We start from the raw sequence: 21556 nt of genomic DNA on the forward strand, positions 1-21556 counted from the left end.
GTGGTGCGGCCGCTGGGTCTCGGCGGCGCGGCGTCGCTGACGGTGCGGCAGCTGCTTTCCGCCCTGCTGCCGTTCGTCGGCGCGGATGCGCTGTGCGCGCTGCTGCTGGCGTCGGCGGGCGGGGCGTTCGGCCGGTCCGCGGCGCTGGGATGCCTGCTGGCCGGCGGGGCCCCGGTGCTGATGGCGGTGATGCTCCGATCGGCCACCGAGCCCGGCGACCAGGACGGGGCGGTGCAGGAGGTGACGGCGGTGATGCAGCGCGACGTCGCCGAGGCGCGCCGTCTGCTGGACGCCCTCCCGCCCGGCCCGGCCGTCCGCACGCTCCGCATGTCGGTGCTGCTCGCCGAGGGCCGGTACCGCGAACTCATGGACGCCGCAGCCGAATCGGCGGGCGAAGCGGCCGACCCGGCGCAGCAGCAGCTGCACGCCCGGGCACTGGCCTACCTGGACGAGACCGGCGAGGCCACCGACGCCGACCGGGAGGCCTTCCGCACCCTGTGCCGCGCCGTGCGCCGCGCTCCGCGCGAGTACCGGGTGGGCAGCGACCTGCCCGCCCTGTCCGAACTCGCCGAGGGCCGGCCCGGTCTGGCGATCGACGAGGCGCGCGCCGCCGCGAACGTCGGCAGCGCGCCGCTGCGCCGCACCATGGCGCACGCCACGCTGGCCCTGGCCTTCCACCGGGCCGGCCGGCCCGCGGAGGCCCGGGCCGCGCTGGCGGCGGCGCGCGAATGCGGCCCGGCGACCGCCCGGCTGGAGTTCCTCACCGGCCTGCTCGCGGAGCCCGCGGCGCAGCCCGCGACGCAAGGCCTGCTCGCGGAGCCCTCGGCCTAGCCCGCGGCGCAGGAGCGGATCAGGGTGAGGGCGTCGTCGAGTGCGGCGATCTCCTCGGCGGTCAGGGTCGGGTCGGCGGCGCGGCGGGCGCGGGCCTCGGCCAGGTGGTGCTCGGTGAGCGGTGGGAGGCCGCGCAGCAGTGGGGCGAGGACGGTGCGGGCCGTGTCGGGGCGGTCGTGGAGGGCCTGGGCGAGGATGACGGCGCTCATCGCGTCGTCGAGGCCGGGCTCGCCCTCGGCGGCGGTGAACCAGTCGATGACCACCGGGCCGTGCGCGGTGAGCAGCACGTTGTCGGGGTGCAGGTCGAGGTGCAGGACCCGGTCGCCGGGGCGGGTGGCGGCGCGCGGCGGGATCTCGTGCAGCCGGCGCAGCAGTTCGGCGAGCAGTTCGCCGGCCGCGCCCGGGCTGATCGTCCCGGCGACCAGCGACTCCAGCATGGTGGGGCCGCCGAGCCGCTCCATGATCAGGTCCTCGGGCCGCTCGGCGGCCCACACCGCGGGCACCGGGTAGCCGTGCTCGGCCAGGTGTGTCATCACCTCGGCCTCGCCGTCGGCGCTCAGCCCGTCCCGGTAGCGGCGCAGTACCCGCCCGTCGTTCAGTGCCCAGACGTCCGCGGTGCGGCCGGTCCCGATCAGTTCGCCGATCTCCATGCGAGCAGAAGCTAGCGCCCCGGGCTCGCCACGGGGAGAGGGGCGGACGGATCGTTGCACGTCCGCGAGGTTGGCCCGGTGCGGAAAACCGCAGGAGGGTTCGCGGGCGTTGCGCGACACTGGTCCGATGGCCGCATACGTACCCGAGGAAGACGTCGCCGTTCCGCCCGCGATCACCGAACTGGCCCGCGGCGTCACGCCGGCGCCGGTGTGGCGCAACGAGCTCGGCGGGCTGACGTTCCGTCTGGGCGACGGCCCGGAGCGCCGGTTCGTGAAGTGGGCGCCCACCGGCAGTGGTGCCGATCTCGACGCGGAGGCCGAACGCCTGCGCTGGGCAAGGGCGTTCACCACCGTGCCCGAGGTGCTCGCGCTCGGCGGCGACGGGACGGGGCGCTGGCTGCTGACGGCGGGCCTGCCCGGCCGTTCCGCCGTCGACCCGGAGCTGACGAAGACCCCGGGGGTCGCCGTCCGCGCGATCGGCGAAGGCCTGCGCGCCTTCCACGAGGCGCTGCCGGTGGCCGACTGCCCCTACACGTGGTCCCTGCGCGACCGGATCGACCGCGCCGTCGCGCTGCGCCGCGACCCCGCCGACTGGCACCCGGACCTGCGCCACCACGGCACCGTGGAGCGGGCGCTCGCGATCCTCGCCGACCCGCCGCCGGTGGACGTCGAGGTGGTCTGCCACGGCGACTCGTGCGCCCCCAACACCCTGGTCGGCGACGACGGCCGCCCCACCGGCCACGTCGACCTGGACACCCTCGGAGTGGCCGACCGCTGGGCCGACCTCGCGGTGGCGAGCTGGAGCACGGTCTGGAACTACGGCCCCGGCTGGGAACGTCCCCTGCTGGAGGCGTACGGCGTCGAGCCGGACGAGGAACGCCTCGCGTACTACCGCCTGTTGTGGGATCTCACCTGAGTTCCGGCTGGCACCATGGCGAGGGCCGCCCGACGGCGGGCCGGCAAGCAGACGAGGAGTCGGATCATGGGTCGGAAGTTCGTGGTCAAGGAGCGCCTGTTCGCGATCGGCGACGACTACTGGGTCGAGGACGAGCACGGCGAGAAGTGCTTCCTGGTGGACGGCAAGGTACTGCGCCTGCGCGACACCTTCGAGCTGCAGGACACCGCCGGCAACACGGTCGCCACCATCCGGGAGAAGGTGCTGACCGTCCGCGACGCGATGAAGATCGAGAACGCCGACGGGGACGTGGTCGCCACCGTCCGCAAGAAGCTGTTCACCCCGTTCCACGACAAGTACCACGTGGAGCTGGAGAACGGCGGCGAGTGGGAGATCCACGGCGACCTGATCGACAAGGAGTACACCGTCAAGAACGACGGGCACCGGATCGGCGAGGTGTCCCGCAAGTGGTTCAGCGTCCGTGACGCGTACGGCGTGGAGGTCGAGGACGGCGCCGACGTCCCGCTGATGATCGCCGTCGCGGTCTGCCTGGACCGCTTGGTCGAGCACAACGACTGAACGACGCCCGGCTGCGCCGCCCGCCCCGTGCGCTATGTTGTGCCGGTCCTCGGCACGGGGCGGCAGGCGGACGCGAGGGGGCGGACCGGAGTGAGCGACATCCTTCACCAGCTGGGCTACGCGGCGGCGTACGGCGGCGTCGGCCTGGTCCTGCTGCTGCTCGGTGTCGTGCTGGTGGACGTGCTGACGCCCGGTGAGCTGCGCCGGCAAATCTGGATCGAGCGCAACCGCAACGCCGCCGTGGTGCTGAGCTCCGCGCTGCTGTCGGTCGGCGCGATCGTGTTCACCGCCGTGATCTCCACCTACCAGGAGTTCGGCAAGGGCCTGGCCGCGGCCGCCGTGTTCGGGCTGTTCGGCCTGCTGCTGATGGCGGTCTCGTTCTGGGTGCTCGACCTGGTCACGCCCGGCAGGCTGGGCGAGCTGCTGGTCGACCCCGAGCCGCACCCGGCGGTGTGGGTGACCGCCGCCACCAACCTGGCGGTCGCGGCGATCGTCTCCGCCGCCATCTACTGACGGTTCCTCAGCCCGCGGCCAGTCGCCCGGCCAGCCGGGCCTTCGCGGCCGGCCACTCGTCGGCCAGCATCGAGAAGTACACGGTGTCCCGCCAGCTGCCGTCCACGCGCTGCTTGTTGCGCCGGAACGTGCCCTCGTAGGAGGCGCCGAGCCGCCGGATCGCGTTCTGCGAGCGCTCGTTGTTGATGTCGGTGCGCCAGCTGACCCGGCCCATGCCGAGGTCCTCGAAGGCGTGCGTGAGCAGCAGCAGCTTCGCCTCGGTGTTCACCGCCGTCCGCCACGCGGAGCGCGCGTACCAGGTGCCGCCGATCTCCACCTGCTCCTCGGCGGCGCTCGCCTCGAAGTAGCAGCTCACTCCGATCGCCCGCCCGTTGGCGAGCGAGATCACCGCGTACGGCTCGCAGTGCACGTCGGCCAGCCGGGCGTCGATCACCTGCGCCATGTCCTCCGGCGTGCGGGGCATCGGCACCGGCACCCAGCGCCACAGTTCCTCGTCCCCGCCGCCGGCGGCGAACAGGTCGGGCACGTGGGCGCGGGTCAGCGGTTCCAGCCGGATGTGGCGGCCGGTCAGGACAACGGGGGCGGGCAGCTTCGCGGTCATGCGGCACACCGTAGAGCGATCTTTGCACTAGGCGCAAGCCATATCTGCACTAGTGCAAAGACAAGTGGCCGTGCGAAAGGCCCGGCGCCCCCGCGACAGGGGTGCCGGGCCTTTCGGGTCCGACCTACAGGAAGGAGTTGATCTCGATGGTCTCGGTCCGGCCGGGGCCGACGCCGATCGCCGAGATCGGCGCGCCCGACATCTCCTCCAGCGCCTTCACGTACGCCTGCGCGTTCTTCGGCAGGTCGCTGAAGGTCTTCGCCTTCGAGATGTCCTCGCTCCAGCCCGGCAGGTTCTCGTAGATCGGCTTCGCGTGGTGGAAGTCCGACTGGTTGTACGGGAGTTCCTCGACCCGCTGCCCGTCGATCTCGTACGCGACGCAGACCGGGATCTGCTCCCAGCCGGTCAGCACGTCCAGCTTGGTCAGGAAGAAGTCGGTCAGGCCGTTGACCCGGGTCGCGTAGCGGGCGATCACCGCGTCGAACCAGCCGCAGCGCCGGTCGCGGCCGGTGGTCACACCGCGCTCGCCGCCGATCCGCCGCAGCGCCTCGCCGTCCGCGTCCAGCAGCTCGGTCGGGAACGGGCCCGAGCCGACGCGGGTGGTGTACGCCTTCAGGATGCCGATCACCCGGTCGATCTTGGTGGGACCGATGCCGGAGCCGGTGCAGGCGCCGCCCGAGGTCGGGTTCGACGAGGTGACGAACGGGTACGTGCCGTGGTCGACGTCCAGCAGGGTGCCCTGGCCGCCCTCCAGCAGCACGACCTTGCCGGCCTTCAGCGCCTCGTCCAGGACGAGGGTGGTGTCCGCCAGGTACGGCTTGATCTTGTCGGCGTAGCCCAGGTACTCCTCGAGCACCAGGTCGGCCGGGATCGCGCGGCGGTTGTAGAGCTTGACCAGGAGCTGGTTCTTGTCGTGCAGCGCCGCCTCGATCTTCTGGCGCAGGATCGACTCGTCGAACAGGTCCTGGACCCGGATGCCCACGCGGTTGATCTTGTCGGCGTAGGCCGGGCCGATGCCGCGGCCGGTGGTGCCGATCCGGCGCTTGCCGAGGAAGCGCTCGGTGACCTTGTCCAGCGTCCGGTGGTACGGGGTGATCAGGTGGGCGTTGCCCGAGATCAGCAGCTTGGAGGTGTCGATGCCGCGGTCGTTCAGGCCCTGCAGCTCGGAGAGCAGCACGCCCGGGTCGATCACCACGCCGTTGCCGATCACCGGCACGACGTTCGGGCTGAGGATGCCGGAAGGCAGCAGGTGGAGGGCGTACTTCTGGTCGCCGATGACCACCGTGTGACCGGCGTTGTTGCCGCCCTGGTAGCGGACGACGTAGTCGACGGAGCCGCCGAGCAGGTCGGTGGCCTTTCCCTTGCCCTCGTCTCCCCACTGGGCACCAACGAGCACGAGTGCCGGCACAGGCGTACACCCCTTCCGGTTGGGGCATCCTGCGAAGACCGCAGTCTGCCCCGAGATGGACGAAGCCCCTGGCGCAATGGCGCAAGGGGCTCTTGCACCGAGAGATTACCTGAGGAAGGACCGGTCGTGTCGTCGCTGTCCACGCCCGTATCCCGCCCCCCGGACGCCGAGGGGGCCGGGCCGCTCCTGGTGGTGCTGGACCCGTCGGCCAGGCAGGCGGACGGCGAATCGGTGCGGATCGCCAAGGATGTGCTGTGCGGTGGGGCCGATGTGAAGGTCACCCTGCCGGAGAGCCCGTCCGAGCTGGACCGGGTGCTCGCGCACCGGGGTCGCCGGCGTGCCGTGGTGATCGGTTCGGACCAGGCGCTGCAGCGGGTTTTGCAGGCCCTGCACCGGCAACGGGAGCTGGACGCCGACCCGGTCGGCCTGGTCCCGGTCGGGGGTCCGGCGGCCACCGCGACGGCCCGGCTGCTGGGGGTGCCGGCCGAGCCGGTGGCGGCCGCCCGGACGGTGCTGGCGGGCAGTGCCCGGCGGCTCGGACTGCTGCTCGACGACGGCGGCGGAGTGGTGCTCTCCGAGGTCCGTTTCACCGGCCCGCGGCAGGGCCGAACGGGTGGCTGGCGTTCGCTATGGGCGAAATTGGCTGCGGCCGAGCAGGCGAGCCCCTCCGGATCCGAGGAACTGCGCATCGAGGCCGACGGCCGACTGCTGGCCGACGTCCACCAGCGGGTGCGCCACCTGCGGGTCGCCATGGTCGACGACGCCATGGAGCTCGCCCTCGATCTGGACGGCAGCCCGCGCCGCCTGCGGGCCGGCCGGCTCACCGTGGCCGGGCGCGGCTTCGGCTACGAGGCCGACGGCTGCCCCGTCGGCCCGGTCCGCCACCGCACCTGGACGGTCCGCCCGGACTCCTGGCGGCTGCTGGTGCCCGCCGGGTGAGCAGGCTCACAACGCCGGGCCCCCCGAGGCGTCCGTCCACCGTGCGAAGGCCTGATGACAAGGGCGTGAAGCCGGTCGCCGAAGGGCCGAAAAGCTGGTAAGGGGTGGGGTCTACGCGCGTACCGCGAGGCTGCCATCAGGGCGTTCCCGCCATCTGCCCTAGACTCGGAGACGTGCCACGTGGTGACGGACGACTCAACCACGATCTTCTTCCCGGTGAGAAAGGCCCCCAGGACGCTTGCGGCGTCTTCGGTGTCTGGGCTCCCGGCGAGGAGGTCGCAAAGCTCACGTACTTCGGCCTCTATGCCCTGCAGCACCGCGGACAGGAATCCGCGGGCATCGCAGTGAGCAACGGCTCCCAGATTCTCGTCTTCAAGGACATGGGACTCGTCTCCCAGGTCTTCGACGAGACCTCCCTGGGATCGTTGCACGGGCATATCGCCGTCGGACATGCCCGCTACTCGACCACCGGGTCCTCGGTCTGGGAGAACGCCCAGCCGACCTTCCGGGCGACCGCCAACGGTTCGCTGGCCCTCGGCCACAACGGAAACCTGGTCAACACCGCCGAACTCGCGGCGAAGGTCGCCGAACTGCCCGGCGAGGAGCACGTCTCCCGCTCCGGGCGCACTGCGGCGACCAACGACACCGACCTGCTGACCGCTCTGCTGGCGGGCCACCCCGACCTGACCATCGAAGAGGCGGCACAGAAGGTGCTGCCCGAGGTCAAGGGCGCCTTCTCGCTGGTCTTCATGGATGAGCACACGCTCTACGCCGCCCGTGACCCGCAGGGCATCCGCCCGCTGGTGCTGGGCCGGATCGAGCGCGGCTGGGTGGTGGCCTCCGAGACCTCCGCCCTCGACATCGTCGGCGCCAGCTTCATCCGCGAGGTGGAGCCCGGCGAGCTGATCGCCATCGACGAGAACGGCATGCGCTCCTCGCGCTTCGCCGAGGCCAAGCCCAAGGGCTGCGTCTTCGAGTACGTGTACCTGGCCCGCCCGGACACCTCGATCGCCGGCCGCAACGTCCACCTCTCCCGGGTGGAGATGGGCCGCAAGCTGGCCGCCGAGGCCCCGGCCGACGCCGACCTGGTGATAGCGACCCCCGAGTCCGGCACGCCCGCCGCGATCGGGTACGCCGAGGCCAGCGGCATCCCGTTCGGCTCCGGCCTGGTGAAGAACGCCTACGTGGGCCGTACCTTCATCCAGCCCAACCAGACCATCCGCCAGCTGGGCATCCGGCTGAAGCTCAACCCGCTCAAGGAAGTCATCCGGGGCAAGCGCCTGGTGGTCGTGGACGACTCGATCGTCCGCGGCAACACCCAGCGCGCCCTGGTGCGGATGCTCCGCGAGGCCGGTGCGGCCGAGGTCCACATCCGGATCTCCTCGCCGCCGGTGAAGTGGCCGTGCTTCTTCGGCATCGACTTCGCCACCCGCGCCGAGCTGATCGCCAACGGCCTGTCGGTCGACGAGATCGGCCGCTCGCTGGGCGCCGACTCGCTGGCCTACATCTCCATCGACGGGATGATCGAGGCCACCAAGCAGCCCAAGGACAAGCTCTGCCGGGCCTGCTTCGACGGCGAGTACCCGATGGAGCTGCCCGACCCGGCGCTGCTCGGCAAGCTGCTGCTGGAGGCGGAGATCGCCGGCGGTCAGGCGGCCAAGCAGCAGCCGGTCCGCGGCGGCAAGCAGACCAGCGATCTGGACGGCGTGCAGTCGCTGCTGGGCGGCGCGGGCGCGGCGGACGCGCTGCGACGCCCCTGACGTGCGCGCACCGCCCCCGGCACGGGCCGGGGGCGCCCATCCCGGCCCGGCCGGGGGAGGCAGCACCACCACTTCGAAAGGGCCACACCAGGTGACCAGCAACGAGACCGGGGCGACCTACGCCGCCGCGGGTGTCGACATCGAGGCCGGCGACCGTGCCGTCGAGCTGATGAAGCAGTGGGTGAAGAAGACCAACCGTCCCGAGGTGCTGGGTGGCCTGGGCGGCTTCGCCGGACTGTTCGACGCCTCCGCCTTCAAGCGCTACGAGCGCCCGCTGCTGGCCTCCGCCACCGACGGCGTGGGCACCAAGGTGGCCATCGCCCAGGCCATGGACAAGCACGACACCATCGGCCACGACCTGGTCGGCATGGTCGTCGACGACCTGGTGGTCTGCGGCGCCGAGCCGCTGTTCATGACCGACTACATCTGCGTCGGCAAGGTCGTCCCGGAGCGGGTCGCCGCCATCGTCAAGGGCATCGCCGAGGGCTGCACGCTGGCCGGCTGCGCGCTCATCGGCGGCGAGACCGCCGAGCACCCGGGCCTGCTCGGCCCCGACGAGTACGACGTGGCCGGCGCCGGCACCGGCGTGGTCGAGGCCGACGCGCTGCTCGGCGCGGACCGGGTCCGGGCCGGCGACGTGGTGATCGCGATGGCCGCGTCCGGTCTGCACTCCAACGGCTACTCGCTGGTCCGGCACGTGCTGCTGAACCAGGCCGGCTGGAAGCTCGACCGCCAGGTCGAGGAGTTCGGCCGCACCCTCGGCGAGGAGCTGCTGGAGCCGACCCGGATCTACTCCCTGGACTGCCTGGCGCTCACCCGCGCCACCGAGATCCACGCCTTCTCGCACGTCACCGGCGGCGGCCTGGCCGCCAACCTGGCCCGGGTGATCCCGGACCACCTGCACGCCCGCCTGGACCGCGGCACCTGGACCCCGCTGCCGGTGTTCCAGACCGTCGCCAAGGTCGGCGCGATGCAGACCCTGGAGATCGAGAAGACCCTCAACATGGGCGTGGGCATGGTCGCCGTCGTCCCGCCGGAGTCGGTCGACGTGGTGCTGTCGGTGCTGGAGGACCGCGGCGTCGAGGCGTGGCTGCTCGGCGACGTGGTCGAGCGCGACGCGGAGCACGACGGCGGCGCGGCGCTGTACAACGCCTACGAGGCGTTCTGACCCGGGCACGCTGAAGGGCCCCGCCACGGCGGGGCCTTTCTCATGCGCAACGGCTCATGCGCAGCGACGGTCGCGGAACAGGTACGCCGAAAACCGGCCCGGCGCCCACAGGGAGCGCCCGGGCCGGCCCGGTCGAAGAACGTTACGCGCGGCGACGAGCCGGAGGGGTGTCCTCGTCGTCGTCGTCATCGTCGTCGTACATGTCCGCGTACGCCGCGTAGGGGTCGTCCTCGTCGTCGTCCTCGATCGGCTCCGGCTCGATCGCGGTGGACGGAGATACACCCAGCTCGTGAGACAGACGGTTAGCGTCGAACCCGCCGCTGTTGTACTTCAGCTCGCGGGCGACCTTCGTCTGCTTGGCCTTGGCCCGGCCGCGCCCCATGGGTCGACCCCCTCAACGGTGGGGCTCACGGCCCCGAGTCTGACACGTGTTGATGATCAGGTCCGGCCTGCCCGAAGTGGGAAACCGTCCCTTGGAGCATTAACGGTACCTGTTTCCGCCGCCGGACGGTACGTCGCCCGTGTGACGTGGCGCGCACCCAAGCCCCCTCGAACCAGGTCCGCCCAGGTCAGAGGGGAATTTCGGGGCTTTTGCAGGCTGTCCGGCGCGATGCCGGTCCCGTCGTTCCTGCAGAGATTATCCCCCGAAGGAGGCGCGGTATCGCCCGTTCGGGGGACAGACTGAGAATCCGGTTCCACATCGTGATGCGCGGGGCCGGGCCGTGCCGACCCCGCGCGTCCGAACCGCGGCGGTCAGCTCCGGCGGGCGGCCGGCAGCAGGACCGAGCGCAGCGCGCTGATCTCCCGCATCCGCTTCTCGGCGAGGCGGTCGGCGGCGGCCGCCGGCGGGATGCCGTCGGCGGCGGCCCGGGTGAAGATCTCCAGCGTGGTGTCGAAGATCCTGGTGGCCTTGTTCTTCGCCCGGTCGAAGTTGAAGCCCTCGATCTCGTCGGCGACCTGGATCACGCCGCCGGAGTTCACCAGGTAGTCGGGCGCGTACAGGATGCCGCGGTCGGCGAGGTCCTTCTCCACGCCCGCGTGGGCGAGCTGGTTGTTGGCCGCGCCGCAGACGATCGAGGTGCCGGCCGCGCCGAGCGCCCCCACGGTCTCGTCGGTGAGCGCGCCGCCGAGCGCGCACGGGGCGTACACGTCCAGGTCGGAGGCGAGCAGGGCGGCGGTGTCGGCCACCACCTCGACCTCCGGGTGGGCGGCCCGGACCCGGTTCACGGCGGCTTCGGAGACGTCGGTGACGACCACGGTGGCGCCGTCCGCGACCAGGTGGTCGACCAGGTAGTGGCCGACCTTGCCGACACCCGCCACGCCGACCCGCTTGCCGCGCAGGGTGGGCTGGCCCCAACGGGCCTGGGCGGAGGCGCGCATGCCCTGGAAGACGCCGAAGGAGGTGAGGACGGAGGAGTCGCCGGCGCCGCCGTGCTCGGGAGAGCGGCCGGTGACGAACTCGGTCTCCCGGGCGATCACGTCCATGTCCTGGACATAGGTGCCCACGTCGCAGGCGGTGATGTACCGGCCGCGCAGGCTCTGCACGAAGCGCCCGTAGGCGCGCAGCATCGCCTCGTTCTTGTCCTTGTTCGGGTCGCCGATGATCACGGCCTTGCCGCCGCCGAGGTCGAGCCCGGCGAGGGCGTTCTTGTAGCTCATTCCGCGGGAGAGGTTCAGCGCGTCGGTCAGCGCCTCCTCCTCGCTCGCGTACGGGAAGAACCGGGTGCCGCCGAGGGCCGGGCCGAGGGCGGTGGAGTGGATGGCGATGATCGCCTTGAGGCCGGTGGAACGGTCGTGGCAGAGCACGACCTGCTCGTGCCCGTCGCCCTCCTGGCCGGTGCCGAAGACTCGGCCCAGCACGCCTGGTGCGGGGTGCGTGGTGTGTACGTCGGTCACGGTGGTGACTCCAGCAATGATGGCCCGCGACGGTGGTGCGGGCGTCTGGTCGAAGCCTAGCCTCGGGGCTGCCTTCGAATCTGCCCCCGGGCGGGCCCCGAGCAATAACGATCGAAGCCTTCTCCACGACACCCTGACGCGTCCCTGAGGCGCATGCGAACATGCGGAGCGTGACCGCCCCGCGTACCTCCGTGCTCCCGCCGTACACCGCGCAGCTGCGGGTCTACGAGCCGCTGGCCGCCTACCCGGAACCGGACCGGGGCCGCTGGCAGGCCTACGCCGCCGCACACGGCCCCGACGCCGACGGGCCGGGCCGTCCGGTGACCGGCGCCGCCCTCGCCGAACAGCGCGCGGCCCTGGCCGCGCTGGCCGCCCTGACGCCCCGTCCGCTGCCCGACCAGGAGGACGGGCACGCCTACGTGCGGGTCACGGACGGCGTCACCTACATCTGCCCGTGGACGACCCGCCTGCGCGGCTGGCTGGCCCTGCAGGAGCTGCGCCGGACGCTGCCCGCCCACCTGGTGGACACCGTGCTGCCGCCGGCCCTGCGCGCGGCCGCCGAGACCGCCCGGACGCAGTGGCAGCAGGACCACCCCGACGCCCGGCCGTGGATCCGCTCCAGCCGCTGGGAGGTGCCGCTGCAGTGGTTCCTGGTGTTCGGCGAGGAGGACCGCCACCACCTGCCGGCCGGCGAGTACGGCTCCGCCGGGGACGGCGAACGGCCGGAGCCCGCCGCGCTGTTCTACCTGACGCCGATGGTGCAGGCCCGCCGCCGGGTGGCCCGGGCCTACCGGGCACTGCGCGAGCGGGCGGCGGGCGCGGCCCTCGCCGACGGAGCGGAGGAGGTCGGGCGCTGGCTGGAGGAGTTCCACCCGCGCTCGCTGGTGGAGCTCGACTACGGCGGCCTGGTGCAGCTGCTCGGCCCGCGCGCGGTGGCCGAGGAGCGCTCGGTGGGCGAACTCGCGGACGGTCTGGCGGCCTTGCGGTCCGGCGACCCGACCGGGGCGCTGCGCCGCTACGAGGCCCTGTCGGCCCGCTGGCGGCGGGTGCTGGCGCTGCGGCACTCCTCCTGAGCGTGATCGGCCCTGGGGCGGGGGATGCTCACGGGGGCTGAGAGGGTGTCAGAAAATGCCCCCTGGTCGAATGCAGGTACGACAGGAGAGGATGGTCCATACCATTGGGAGGGTTTTTAGGACCATGGTCCCAGATCGGGTCAATAGCCGAGAAACGTGACACTGCTCACCGTTGACGCCAACTCAGACCTATGTGTCAAAATGGGACAACCAACCCAAGCTCACTCAGGCGTGCCGCACCGTGACCGGACGTCACCGCTGTGTGACTGTCCGCTATGGGGTGGTCCATGGCCATCCGTCGCCCTTGAACCCGTGAGGGGTCAATTTTGGCGGTTTGGCCGATAGGGCTGGACGGATGGTGTAGTTGTAGACACCAGGACAAGCCGTTCGTCCTATAACCGACTCGGCCCGTCCGTGCCATTTCGGGCATCGCGGGTCAAGGTGCAGAATTTGAAGGATAGAACCGCCCTGGTTCGGTTCTCCCGAGGAGGCCGCTCATGACCGCTCGTACCCCTGACGCCGAGCCCCTGCTGACGCCGGCAGAGGTCGCCACCATGTTCCGCGTGGACCCGAAGACGGTGACCCGCTGGGCCAAGGCCGGCAAGCTCACGTCGATTCGGACTCTCGGCGGCCACCGCCGCTACCGCGAGGCGGAGGTGCGTGCCCTGCTGGCCGGTATTCCGGCCCAGCGCACCGAGGTCTGATCCCCCAGTTCTTCCCCGGGCCCATCGCCCGACTCCGCCGGGTCGGGAATGCGCTCGTAGGTCCGAAGGGCCGCCTCTCCGACTCCGCCGGGTCGGGGGTGCGGCCCTTCGGCATGTCCGGGGCCGGAATGCGGGATTCCCGTGGGGTGAATGGGGGAGGGGGGAATTACCGGGAATGGCAGTACAATTTTACATATTAAATCAGGGGGCTTTGCGGAGATGCTCCGGAAGTCGTCTTCTGAAGGGGCGTCAGTGACGGTGCTCACAGCAGCGTCGCCTTGTCTGCGCCGGGGAAATGCGATAGGGCCCGGAACTCGAAGTTCCGGGCCCTGCGCTCCTGCGATCCCGACGGGACTTGAACCCGCGACCTCCACCTTGACAGGGTGGCGAGCTAACCAACTGCTCCACGGGACCAGTGATCTGATCCTTGCCCGCTTGCTCTCGCTTGCGAACAAGACAGATCGTACTGCATCACGACCCCCCAGGTCGAACCGGCTCCCGGCCGGCCTCAGAGGGTCGTCGCCGCAGCCTCCATCGCCTTCAGGATGCGCTTCTCCGACACCGGCGTCGGCGTGCCCAGGCCCTGGGCGAAGAAGCTCACCCGCAGCTCCTCGATCATCCAGCGGACCGCCTTGATCTCCGCCGACGGCTCCCGGCCGGCCGGCACCTTCGCCAGCAGCTCGCCGTACGCCTGCTGCACCGCCTGCACCTTCACCAGGTTCTGCAGATCGCGCTGCGGATGGTCGGGCAGCGCCTCCAGGCGGCGGTCCACCGCGATCAGATAGCGCTTCAGGTCGCCCAGGCGCTGCCAGCCGGTGTCGGCGACGAAGCCCGGGTGCACCAGCGACGCCAGGTGCAGCCGGACGTCGTTCACCGCGGACAGCAGCACCGGGCTGGAGACCGTCTTCAGTCGGTTCGAGGCCCGGTGGAAGGCGATCAGCGCCGCCGCCGTCTTCAGCGTGGTGTCCGCCGACAGCTCGTACAGGTCCGCCCGGACCTTGTCGTAGAGCGCCGTGAACGCCTCCAGGTCCCACACGACGCCGCCCGACCGGGCCATCAGCCGGTCGGTGGCGGCCGCGACGATGTCCTCGAACAGCGCCGGGATCGAGCCGTGCGGGTTGTACGACAGCGCCAGCTTCGCCTGGTTGCCCAGGCGGCCCTGGATCGACTTGGCGGGCGAGTTGATCTGCAGCATCAGCAGCCGGCGGGTGCCCGCCCACATCGCGCGCTGCTGGGCCTCGGGGGTGTCGAACAGCTTGATGCCGACGCTCGCGCCCTCGTCCACCAGCGCCGGGTAGGCGCGCAGCGAATGGCCGCGGGTGCGCTGCTCGAAGGTGCGCTGCAGGACCGGCAGGTCGGCGGGCCAGGCGGTCAGGCCGGTGCGTTCGATGCCGCGGCCGGACGCGGCGCTGGACAGCGTCGCGGACAGCTTCGGCCGCAGGCCCTGGCGGAGCTCCTCCAGGTCCTTGGACTCGGCGAGCCGGCGCTTGCCGTCCACCACCCGGAAGGTCACCTTCAGGTGGTCGGGGATCCGCTCCTCGTCCCAGGCCTCCGGCGGGATCGGCAGGCCCGACATCCGGTGCAGCACCCGTTCCAGGGTCGGCAGCAGCGGCTCCTGGCGGTCCGTCAGCTCGCGCATCGCGGCCCGGGCGTAGTCCGGGGCGGGCACGAAGTTGCGGCGGATCGCCTTCGGCAGCGAGCGGATCCACGCCGTGACGAGCTCCTCGCGCAGGCCGGGGATCTGCCAGTCGAAGCCGTCCGCGACCACCTGGTTGAGTACCGCGAGCGGGATGTGCACCGTCACGCCGTCCGCGTCGCTGCCGGGCTCGAACTGGTAGGTCAGCGGGAAGCGCAGCTTGCCCTGGTGCCAGACGTCCGGGTAGTCGGCCTCGGTGACGCCGTCCGCGGAGTCGTTGATCAGCATCGACTTCTCGAAGTTGAGCAGGTCGGGCTGGTCGCGGCGGGTCTTCTTCCACCAGGCGTCGAAGTGCCGGGCGGAGACGATGTCCTCGGGCAGGCGGGCGTCGTAGAAGTCGAACAGGGTCTGGTCGTCGACCAGGATGTCCCGGCGGCGGGCGCGGTTCTCCAGCTCCTCGACCTCGTCGAGCAGCTTGCGGTTGTCCGCGAAGAACCGGTGGTGGGTCTCCCAGTCGCCCTCCACCAGGGCGGAGCGGATGAACAGTTCGCGGCACAGCTCGGGCTCGACGCGGCCGTAGTTGACCTTGCGCTGGGCGACGATCGGCATGCCGTACAGGGTGACCTTCTCGTAGGCCAGCACCGCGCCGGCCTTCTTCTCCCAGTGCGGCTCGCTGTAGCTGCGCTTGATCAGGTGCGGGGCGAGCGGCTCCACCCACTCCGGCTCGATCTTCGCGTTGATCCGGGCCCACAGCCGGGAGGTCTCCACCAGCTCGGCGGACATCACCCAGCGCGGCGGCTTCTTGAACAGCCCCGACCCCGGGAAGACCGCGAACCGGGCGCCCCGGGCGCCCGCGTACTCGCGCTTCTCCACGTCGAACAGGCCGAGGTGGGAGAGCAGGCCGGAGAGCAGCGCCTGGTGGATCCGGTCGCCGTCCGGCTCACCCTCCTGGCCGTCGGCCCTCGTGGGGTCCTCGTCGATCGTGACGCCGAGCTGCTTGGCGATGGTGCGGAGCTGGACGTAGACGTCCTGCCACTCCCGTATCCGCAGGTAGTTGAGGAACTCGGACTTGCACATCCGGCGGAACGCGGAGGAGGACAGCTCCTTCTGCTGCTCCCTGACGTAGCGCCACATCGCCAGGTAGGCCAGGAAGTCGGAGGTCTCCGAGTGGAAGCGGCGGTGCCGCTCGTCGGCGGCCTGGCGCTTCTCGGCGGGGCGTTCGCGCGGGTCCTGGATGGACAGCGCGGAGGCGATCACCATCACGTCGCGGACGCAGCCCAGGCGGTCGGCCTCCAGCACCATGCGGGCCATCCGCGGGTCGACCGGGAGCTGGGCGAGCTTGCGGCCCAGCGGGGTCAGGCGCTTGCGGTGGTCCTTCTCGGCCGGGTCGAGGGCGCCCAGCTCGTGCAGCAGGTTGATGCCGTCCTTGATGTTGCGGGAGTCCGGCGGGTCGAGGAACGGGAAGGCGGCGATGTCGCCGAGGTCCGCCGCGGTCATCTGGAGGATGACGGAGGCGAGGTTGGTGCGCAGGATCTCCGCGTCGGTGAACTCGGGGCGGGAGAGGAAGTCCTCCTCCGAGTACAGGCGGATGCAGATGCCGTCCGAGGTACGGCCGCAGCGGCCCTTGCGCTGGTTGGCGCTGGCCTGGCTGACCGCCTCGATCGGCAGGCGCTGGACCTTGGTGCGGTGGCTGTAGCGGGAGATCCGGGCGGTGCCCGGGTCGATCACGTACTTGATGCCGGGGACGGTCAGCGAGGTCTCGGCGACGTTGGTGGCGAGCACCACGCGGCGCTGCGAGGAGCGTTGGAAGACCCGGTGCTGCTCGGCGGAGGAGAGCCGGGCGTACAGCGGCAGGATCTCGGTGGACCTCAGCTTCAGCTTGGTCAGCGCGTCCGCGGTGTCGCGGATCTCGCGCTCGCCGGAGAGGAACACCAGGATGTCGCCCGGGCCCTCGGCCTGGAGCTCCTCGACGGCGTCGCAGATGCCCTGGATCTGGTCGCGGTCGCGGTCCGGCTCTTCGTCGGCTTCGTCGGACAGGTCCTCGGCGAGCGGTCGGTAGCGGACCTCGACCGGATAGGTGCGGCCGGAGACCTCGATGATCGGGGCGTCGTCGAAGTGCTCGGCGAAGCGCTCCGGGTCGATGGTGGCCGAGGTGATGATCACCTTGAGGTCGGGGCGGCGGGGGAGCAGCTGTTTGAGGTAGCCGAGCAGGAAGTCGATGTTCAGGCTGCGCTCGTGCGCCTCGTCGATGATCAGGGTGTCGTACTGGCGCAGGTCCCGGTCGGTCTGGATCTCGGCCAGCAGGATGCCGTCCGTCATCAGCTTCACCAGGGTGTTCTGGCCGGCCTGGTCGGTGAACCGGACCTTCCAGCCGACGGCCTCGCCGAGCGGGGTGTTCAGCTCCTCGGCGACGCGCTCGGCGACCGTGCGGGCGGCGATCCGGCGGGGCTGGGTGTGGCCGATCAGGCCCTGCACGCCGCGGCCCAGCTCCAGGCAGATCTTCGGGATCTGGGTGGTCTTTCCGGAGCCGGTCTCGCCCGCCACGATCACCACTTGGTGGTCGCGGACGGCGGCCAGGATCTCGTCCTTCTTCTGCGCGACCGGCAGTTCCTGCGGGTAGCGGATCTCGGGAACCGCCGACCGACGGTCGGTCACCCGCAGTTCGGAGCGGTCGAAGTCGGCGGCCAGCTCGTCCAGGATCTTCTGCCGGGCCTCGGCCGAACGGACCTTGCGGGTGCCCTCCAGGCGGCGGCCGAGGCGCTGCACGTCGCGCAGCATCAGACCGGGCAGCCGGGCGGCCAGCTCCGCGAGCGTGGGGGCGGGCTGCGGGGCTACGGGAGAACTCACTACGGGCATCCCTCTAGGTTGCAAAAAGTCGGGGCCGGGGCGCACCTCGGTTTTTCGAGCGCTTCCAGTGTCACAGGCGCGGGCGGCGGACGGCGAACACCCGCCCGGAGGCCGATCGCGGGCTTTGGCAGGGACCCACCCGTTTCGCTCGTTGGCGGTACTGACTAGCCTGGGGGGAACGCTTTTCACGGGGAACAGGGGGAGTTCTGATGGGCCTTTTCGGTGACATCGGGGACGCGATCAGCGACGTCGGGCACCTCGTCGGCGACGTGGCGAAGGTCGGCAAGGACCTCGTCATGGCGCCCGCCGAGATCGCGCACTGGGCGCTGGGGAAGATGTTCGGCGACGCCGACGCCGAGCTCAACAAGATCGCGCAGGAGCTGGCCGAGATGGCCAAGCAGGTCGAGCAGCTCGGCGGGGACGTCAACTCGCTGCTGTCGGGCATGTCCTGGCACGGCAAGGCGGCGGAGGCGTTCACCACGCACGCCCAGGGCCGGGTGCGGGAGCTGAACGGGGTCGCGGACGAGCTCAACCAGCTCGGCGACTCGGTGAAGCGCCTCGCCAGCGTGCTGTGAACCGGGGCCGGGCGGTGGAGATCGTCCCGGGCCGGGCCGCGGGCGGAGAACGAGGGAGCGTCCTTCGATGACGGGGAGCATGTTCGGCTTCCGGCCGGAGGAGCTGCTGAAGATCCAGCGCGACTTCGAGCAGCTCAACGAACGCATGGCGGCCATGACCAAGCAGGTCGGGCACATCAGGGAGACGGTCGCCAAGGCGGCGGCCACCGATGTGTTCTCCGGCGGGATCCTGGGGATCGTGGGCGCCGGCGTGGTGCTGGCGGAGGTGAAGCGGGACGTCGACGACATCAGCAACAAGGCCGATGCGTTGATGAGGACCAAGGAGAAGCTCACCCAGGAGCTGGCCCAGGACGCGGCGAAGATCAAGCAGCTCATCGCCAAGTACGCGGCGATCGAGAAGCAGATCGCCGGGGAGATGAACAAGCCCAAGGGCGAGGACAAGCCGCAGCCGAAGTCGCCGAGCACCGGTATCGACAGTGTGGGCGGCGGCGGTGGCGGAGGCCACGAGCAGCCGAAGTCGCCGAGCACCGGCACCGACAGCACCGGCCACGGTGGCGGGGGTGGCGGCGGAGGAGGCGGGGGCGGGACCGGCACGCCGTCCGGCGGGCCGGGTGGGAAGCACGACGGGCCGAAGTTCAAGGACCGCTCGACCGGTGACTGGAGCACCAAGATCATCAACGGCAGCGGCTGGGACTCCTGGTCCGGCCGCAAGCACCGGAAGAACGGCGAAGGCCTCGGCGTGAAGGCCAGGCCCAACCTGGAGGGGCTGTCGCCGGAGCGCCGGGCCATGGTGGAGCGCGCGCTGGAGCGTGCCGAGCACAAGCTCGGCTACAGCCAGGGCGCCGTCACCAACGGCTACCGGGTGGACTGTTCGGGCCTGGTGTCCTGCGCCTGGGGCCTGTCCGGCCCGGGTCTGAACACCATCGGCCTGATGCAGAGCAGCGTGTCGCACCACATCGGCAAGAACGACCTGCAGCCGGGCGACGCGATGATCTCCAACGACCATACGGTGCTGTTCGGAGGCTGGGTGGACGCCGCGCACACCCGCTACATCGGCATCGAGGACAGCGGCGATGCGGGCATGGTCTCCCGGGAGATCCCCTACCCGTACTTCCACGGCGGTTCCGCGTACCAGCCGTACCGCCGCAACGGTGTCGACTGACGCACGCTCACCGGGCCGGGCCCGGCCGGGGGTTGACCGCCTCCGGCCGGGCCCGGCCCCTTTCCTGTGACCGGCTTGAAATAATCTTGGAACGACCGGCCAGGGGGGCCGTGGCACGACGAGGGGGGACGAGTGCGATGACGGGGACTCAGTTCGGATTCCGGCCGGAAGAACTGCTGAAGATCATGCGGGACTTCGAGCAGTTGAACCAGCGCATGGCGGCCATGACCAAGCAGGTCGGGCACATCAAGGCGACGGTCGCCAAGGCGGCGGCCACCGACGTGTTCTCCGGCGCCATTCTGGGCGTCGTCGGGGCGGGCGCGGTGCTCGCCGAGGTGAAGCGGGACGTCGACGACATCAGCCACAAGGCCGACGCGCTGCTGAAGACCAAGGAGAAGCTCACCCACGAGCTCGGCCAGGACGCCGCGAAGATCAAGAAGATGATCGAGCGGTACCACGCCGTCGAGCAGGGCGTCGCCGACATCGTCGGCAAGCCGGGCGGCGAGGGTAAGCCGCAGCCCAAGTCGCCGAGCACCGGCATCGCCGGCGTCGGCAACGGCGGCGGAGGTGGCACCGGCGGCGGGGGGAGCCACCCCGAGCAGCCGAAGTCGCCGAGCACCGGTGGCGACAGCACCGGCGGCCACGGCGGCGGTGGTACGGGCGGTGGCGGCCATGCGCCGCAGCCCAAGTCGCCGAACAGCGGCGGTGGCGACACCAGCGGCAGCGACGGCTCCGGGATCTCCACCCGCCCGGGCGGCCTGCACGACGGCCCGAAGATCAAGGACCGGTCCAGCGGCGACTGGAAGACCACGATGATCAACGGCACCGGCTGGGACGACTGGTCGAGGAACCACAAGTGGCACCCGCGCAACGGCCAGGGCGGCGGCGTGGTCGACCGGCCCAACCTGGACGGGGTCTCCGACGAGCGCAAGGCGATGGTCGAGCGGGCGATGGAGCGGGTCGAGCGCAAGCTCGGCTACAGCCAGGGCGCCGTCACCAACGGCTACCGGGTCGACTGCTCCGGCTTCGTCTCGGCGGCCTGGGGCCTGTCCACCTCCGGCGGCGGCACCTCGACCGGCCCGCTGATCAGCGAGAGCGCGGGCATCGCGCACCACATCAACAAGAGCGACCTGATGCCCGGCGACGCGCTGGTGATCCACCACGAGAGCGGCGACCAGAACCAGCACGTGGTGCTGTTCGGCGGCTGGGCGGACGCCGCGCACACCAAGGCGATCATCCTGGAGGACTCCGGCAGCAACGGCTGCATCTCGCACGAGGTGGCGATGTCGAAGCTGTCCGGCTACACCGCGATCCGCAAGAACGGGATGTGACCGGGCCGGCGCTCCCCCGGCCCGCCCGCCGGGGGAGCGTCGCAGGTCGGCGGCTCTTGACCTGAAGCGCGGTTGAAGTCTTACGGTCGAGGTGCGTGAGACCACCCCGCTCCGGAACGAGAGGCCGTGCCCCATGCCCATAGAGCTCAACCACACCATCGTCGCCGCCCGGGACCGCCGGGCCACCGCCGACTTCCTGACCGACCTGCTCGGCCTGCCCGAGGCCGAACTCCACGAGCCGTTCCTCGCCGTCCAGTTGGGCAACCGCGTCACGCTCGACGTGATGACCGCGAACGGCCCGATCACCCCGCAGCACTACGCCTTCCTGGTCTCCGAGGACGAGTTCGACGCGATCTTCGGCCGGATCGAGGCCCAGGGGCTGACCTACTGGGCCGACCCGTACTCCCGGGAGCCGGGCCGGATCAACCACTGGAACGGCGGCCGCGGCGTGTACCTGAAGGACCCCGACGGGCACAGCATCGAGGCGCTGACCAGGCCCTGAGCGCCGCTCGGCCGGTTCCCCGGCCCTCCGGTTACGGTTGAGTGATGAACGCACAGCAGCGGCCGGCATTCGAAGCGGACCCGAGCAACGTCCACCCGGTGGCCAGGGTGGCGCTCGGGGCCGCCGGAGTCGTCCTGGTCACCGTCGGCGTGGTGCTGCTGGTGCTGCCCGGGCCCGGCATGCTGCTCCTGCTGGCCGGGCTGGTGCTGCTGGCCCGGGCCGTCCCGGCGTTCTCCCGCTACGTCGAGCCGGTCCGGCTCAAGGCCATGGAGGGCGTCGAGGCGAGCGTCGCCTCCCGCTGGCGGATCGCCGGCTCCGTCCTGGCCGGCCTCGGACTGATCGGCGCGGGCGTCGTCGCGATCCTGGTGCCCAGCCTGCCGCTCGCGGGCTGGCCGACCGGCCTGAGCCTGATCCTGTCCGGCCTGATCCTGCTCGGCCTGCTGATCTGGAGCCACCGCCGGGTGCACGGCGCCAGGGGCTGAGGGC

General features: G+C 71.2%; 20 protein-coding genes and 1 tRNA gene. 14 read left to right on the forward strand and 7 right to left on the reverse strand.

Annotated elements, in window-relative coordinates:
* The coding region (locus IEZ12_RS14685) for a hypothetical protein (RefSeq protein ID WP_373295478.1) at positions 1-831 on the forward strand (831 nt) is incomplete at its 5' end.
* On the opposite strand, the gene IEZ12_RS14690 is transcribed toward IEZ12_RS14685, so the two are convergent.
* Entirely contained in the window at positions 828-1481 is a 654-nt protein-coding gene (locus tag IEZ12_RS14690; RefSeq protein WP_189272434.1) for a phosphotransferase, read from the reverse strand. The genes IEZ12_RS14685 and IEZ12_RS14690 overlap by 4 nt on opposite strands.
* A 127-nt stretch (positions 1482-1608) precedes the next feature.
* Here IEZ12_RS14690 and IEZ12_RS14695 point away from each other — a divergent pair, with 127 nt between their 5' ends.
* The 3 genes from IEZ12_RS14695 (at position 1609) to IEZ12_RS14705 (ending at position 3468) form a co-directional block, all read left to right on the forward strand.
* Positions 1609-2397, forward strand: coding sequence for an aminoglycoside 3'-phosphotransferase (locus IEZ12_RS14695; protein ID WP_189272435.1), 789 nt, complete (start codon positions 1609-1611; stop codon positions 2395-2397).
* A 66-nt stretch (positions 2398-2463) separates the two neighbouring features.
* Positions 2464-2955, forward strand: coding sequence for an LURP-one-related/scramblase family protein (locus IEZ12_RS14700; RefSeq protein ID WP_189272436.1), 492 nt, complete (start codon positions 2464-2466; stop codon positions 2953-2955).
* A gap of 90 nt (positions 2956-3045) precedes the next feature.
* Positions 3046-3468 carry a DUF350 domain-containing protein gene (locus IEZ12_RS14705; protein ID WP_043915469.1) on the forward strand — a complete coding sequence of 141 codons (423 nt, stop codon included), beginning with the start codon at positions 3046-3048 and terminating at the stop codon, positions 3466-3468.
* 7 nt (positions 3469-3475) lie between these two features.
* Here IEZ12_RS14705 and IEZ12_RS14710 read toward each other — a convergent pair whose 3' ends face one another.
* Together IEZ12_RS14710 and IEZ12_RS14715 are read right to left on the reverse strand one after the other, a co-directional pair.
* Entirely contained in the window at positions 3476-4069 is a 594-nt protein-coding gene (locus IEZ12_RS14710; protein WP_189272437.1) for a GNAT family N-acetyltransferase, read from the reverse strand.
* Positions 4070-4193: 124 nt separating this feature from the next.
* Positions 4194-5477, reverse strand: coding sequence for an adenylosuccinate synthase (locus tag IEZ12_RS14715; RefSeq protein WP_043915471.1), 1284 nt, complete (start codon positions 5475-5477; stop codon positions 4194-4196).
* Positions 5478-5603: 126 nt separating this feature from the next.
* On the opposite strand from IEZ12_RS14715, the gene IEZ12_RS40045 reads away from it, so the two are divergent.
* The 3 genes from IEZ12_RS40045 to purM all read left to right on the forward strand — a co-directional run bounded on the left by IEZ12_RS40045 (position 5604) and on the right by purM (position 9344).
* A complete protein-coding gene (locus IEZ12_RS40045) occupies positions 5604-6416 on the forward strand; it encodes a diacylglycerol kinase (protein WP_268250252.1) in 813 nt (270 codons plus the stop codon).
* Between the two features lie 173 nt (positions 6417-6589).
* A complete protein-coding gene (gene purF / locus IEZ12_RS14725) occupies positions 6590-8176 on the forward strand; it encodes an amidophosphoribosyltransferase (RefSeq protein ID WP_043915472.1) in 1587 nt (528 codons plus the stop codon).
* A 91-nt stretch (positions 8177-8267) separates the two neighbouring features.
* The gene (gene purM, locus IEZ12_RS14730; RefSeq protein WP_043915473.1) at positions 8268-9344 is read left to right on the forward strand and encodes a phosphoribosylformylglycinamidine cyclo-ligase; all 1077 of its coding nucleotides are present in this window, start codon (positions 8268-8270) and stop codon (positions 9342-9344) included.
* A 142-nt stretch (positions 9345-9486) separates the two neighbouring features.
* Here the strand turns inward: purM and IEZ12_RS14735 are convergent, their stop codons facing one another.
* Both IEZ12_RS14735 and IEZ12_RS14740 read right to left on the reverse strand, forming a co-directional pair.
* Positions 9487-9726 (reverse strand): DUF3073 domain-containing protein, encoded by a 240-nt coding sequence (locus tag IEZ12_RS14735; protein WP_100589046.1) that lies wholly within the window; start codon positions 9724-9726, stop codon positions 9487-9489.
* Positions 9727-10097: 371 nt separating this feature from the next.
* Positions 10098-11240, reverse strand: coding sequence for a Glu/Leu/Phe/Val dehydrogenase dimerization domain-containing protein (locus IEZ12_RS14740; protein WP_373295479.1), 1143 nt, complete (start codon positions 11238-11240; stop codon positions 10098-10100).
* 170 nt (positions 11241-11410) lie between these two features.
* Here IEZ12_RS14740 and IEZ12_RS14745 point away from each other — a divergent pair, with 170 nt between their 5' ends.
* Both IEZ12_RS14745 and bldC read left to right on the forward strand, forming a co-directional pair.
* On the forward strand, positions 11411-12313 hold the full coding sequence (locus IEZ12_RS14745) for a DUF8083 family protein (RefSeq protein WP_229847539.1): 903 nt from the start codon (positions 11411-11413) through the stop codon (positions 12311-12313).
* 497 nt (positions 12314-12810) lie between these two features.
* Entirely contained in the window at positions 12811-13017 is a 207-nt protein-coding gene (bldC, locus tag IEZ12_RS14750; RefSeq protein WP_030459248.1) for a developmental transcriptional regulator BldC, read from the forward strand.
* A gap of 340 nt (positions 13018-13357) precedes the next feature.
* Here the strand turns inward: bldC and IEZ12_RS14755 are convergent.
* Together IEZ12_RS14755 and hrpA are read right to left on the reverse strand one after the other, a co-directional pair.
* Positions 13358-13431, reverse strand: a tRNA-Asp gene (locus tag IEZ12_RS14755).
* Between the two features lie 94 nt (positions 13432-13525).
* A complete protein-coding gene (gene hrpA / locus IEZ12_RS14760) occupies positions 13526-17509 on the reverse strand; it encodes an ATP-dependent RNA helicase HrpA (protein WP_189272439.1) in 3984 nt (1327 codons plus the stop codon).
* Between the two features lie 200 nt (positions 17510-17709).
* Between hrpA and IEZ12_RS14765 the strand changes: the two genes are divergently transcribed.
* The 5 genes from IEZ12_RS14765 (at position 17710) to IEZ12_RS14785 (ending at position 21552) form a co-directional block, all read left to right on the forward strand.
* Positions 17710-18075 (forward strand): WXG100 family type VII secretion target, encoded by a 366-nt coding sequence (locus IEZ12_RS14765; RefSeq protein WP_043915477.1) that lies wholly within the window; start codon positions 17710-17712, stop codon positions 18073-18075.
* Between the two features lie 67 nt (positions 18076-18142).
* Complete coding sequence (locus tag IEZ12_RS14770) at positions 18143-19237, forward strand: NlpC/P60 family protein (RefSeq protein WP_189272440.1); 1095 nt, start codon at positions 18143-18145, stop codon at positions 19235-19237.
* 137 nt (positions 19238-19374) lie between these two features.
* Positions 19375-20568, forward strand: a complete 1194-nt coding sequence (locus tag IEZ12_RS14775) for an NlpC/P60 family protein (RefSeq protein ID WP_189272441.1) — start codon at positions 19375-19377, stop codon at positions 20566-20568.
* Positions 20569-20701: 133 nt separating this feature from the next.
* A complete protein-coding gene (locus IEZ12_RS14780; RefSeq protein ID WP_189272442.1) occupies positions 20702-21070 on the forward strand; it encodes a VOC family protein in 369 nt (122 codons plus the stop codon).
* A gap of 44 nt (positions 21071-21114) precedes the next feature.
* Entirely contained in the window at positions 21115-21552 is a 438-nt protein-coding gene (locus IEZ12_RS14785) for a PGPGW domain-containing protein (protein ID WP_043915479.1), read from the forward strand.
* Positions 21553-21556: the final 4 nt, after the last annotated feature.

It is taken from the genome of Kitasatospora griseola (assembly GCF_014648555.1).
GTDB classification, from domain to species: Bacteria; Actinomycetota; Actinomycetes; order Streptomycetales; family Streptomycetaceae; genus Kitasatospora; species Kitasatospora griseola.

Excerpts from the sequence above, each read along its gene's own strand:
- IEZ12_RS14690 (WP_189272434.1), bottom strand. The coding sequence starts at position 1,481 with ATGGAGATCGGCGAACTGATCGGGACCGGCCGCACCGCGGACGTCTGG.
- IEZ12_RS14695 (WP_189272435.1), top strand. The coding sequence starts at position 1,609 with ATGGCCGCATACGTACCCGAGGAAGACGTCGCCGTTCCGCCCGCGATC.
- IEZ12_RS14700 (WP_189272436.1), top strand. The coding sequence starts at position 2,464 with ATGGGTCGGAAGTTCGTGGTCAAGGAGCGCCTGTTCGCGATCGGCGAC.
- IEZ12_RS14710 (WP_189272437.1), bottom strand. The coding sequence starts at position 4,069 with ATGACCGCGAAGCTGCCCGCCCCCGTTGTCCTGACCGGCCGCCACATC.
- IEZ12_RS14735 (WP_100589046.1), bottom strand. The coding sequence starts at position 9,726 with ATGGGGCGCGGCCGGGCCAAGGCCAAGCAGACGAAGGTCGCCCGCGAG.
- bldC (WP_030459248.1), top strand. The coding sequence starts at position 12,811 with ATGACCGCTCGTACCCCTGACGCCGAGCCCCTGCTGACGCCGGCAGAG.
- hrpA (WP_189272439.1), bottom strand. The coding sequence starts at position 17,509 with ATGCCCGTAGTGAGTTCTCCCGTAGCCCCGCAGCCCGCCCCCACGCTC.
- IEZ12_RS14765 (WP_043915477.1), top strand. The coding sequence starts at position 17,710 with ATGGGCCTTTTCGGTGACATCGGGGACGCGATCAGCGACGTCGGGCAC.
- IEZ12_RS14770 (WP_189272440.1), top strand. The coding sequence starts at position 18,143 with ATGACGGGGAGCATGTTCGGCTTCCGGCCGGAGGAGCTGCTGAAGATC.
- IEZ12_RS14775 (WP_189272441.1), top strand. The coding sequence starts at position 19,375 with ATGACGGGGACTCAGTTCGGATTCCGGCCGGAAGAACTGCTGAAGATC.
- IEZ12_RS14780 (WP_189272442.1), top strand. The coding sequence starts at position 20,702 with ATGCCCATAGAGCTCAACCACACCATCGTCGCCGCCCGGGACCGCCGG.
- IEZ12_RS14785 (WP_043915479.1), top strand. The coding sequence starts at position 21,115 with ATGAACGCACAGCAGCGGCCGGCATTCGAAGCGGACCCGAGCAACGTC.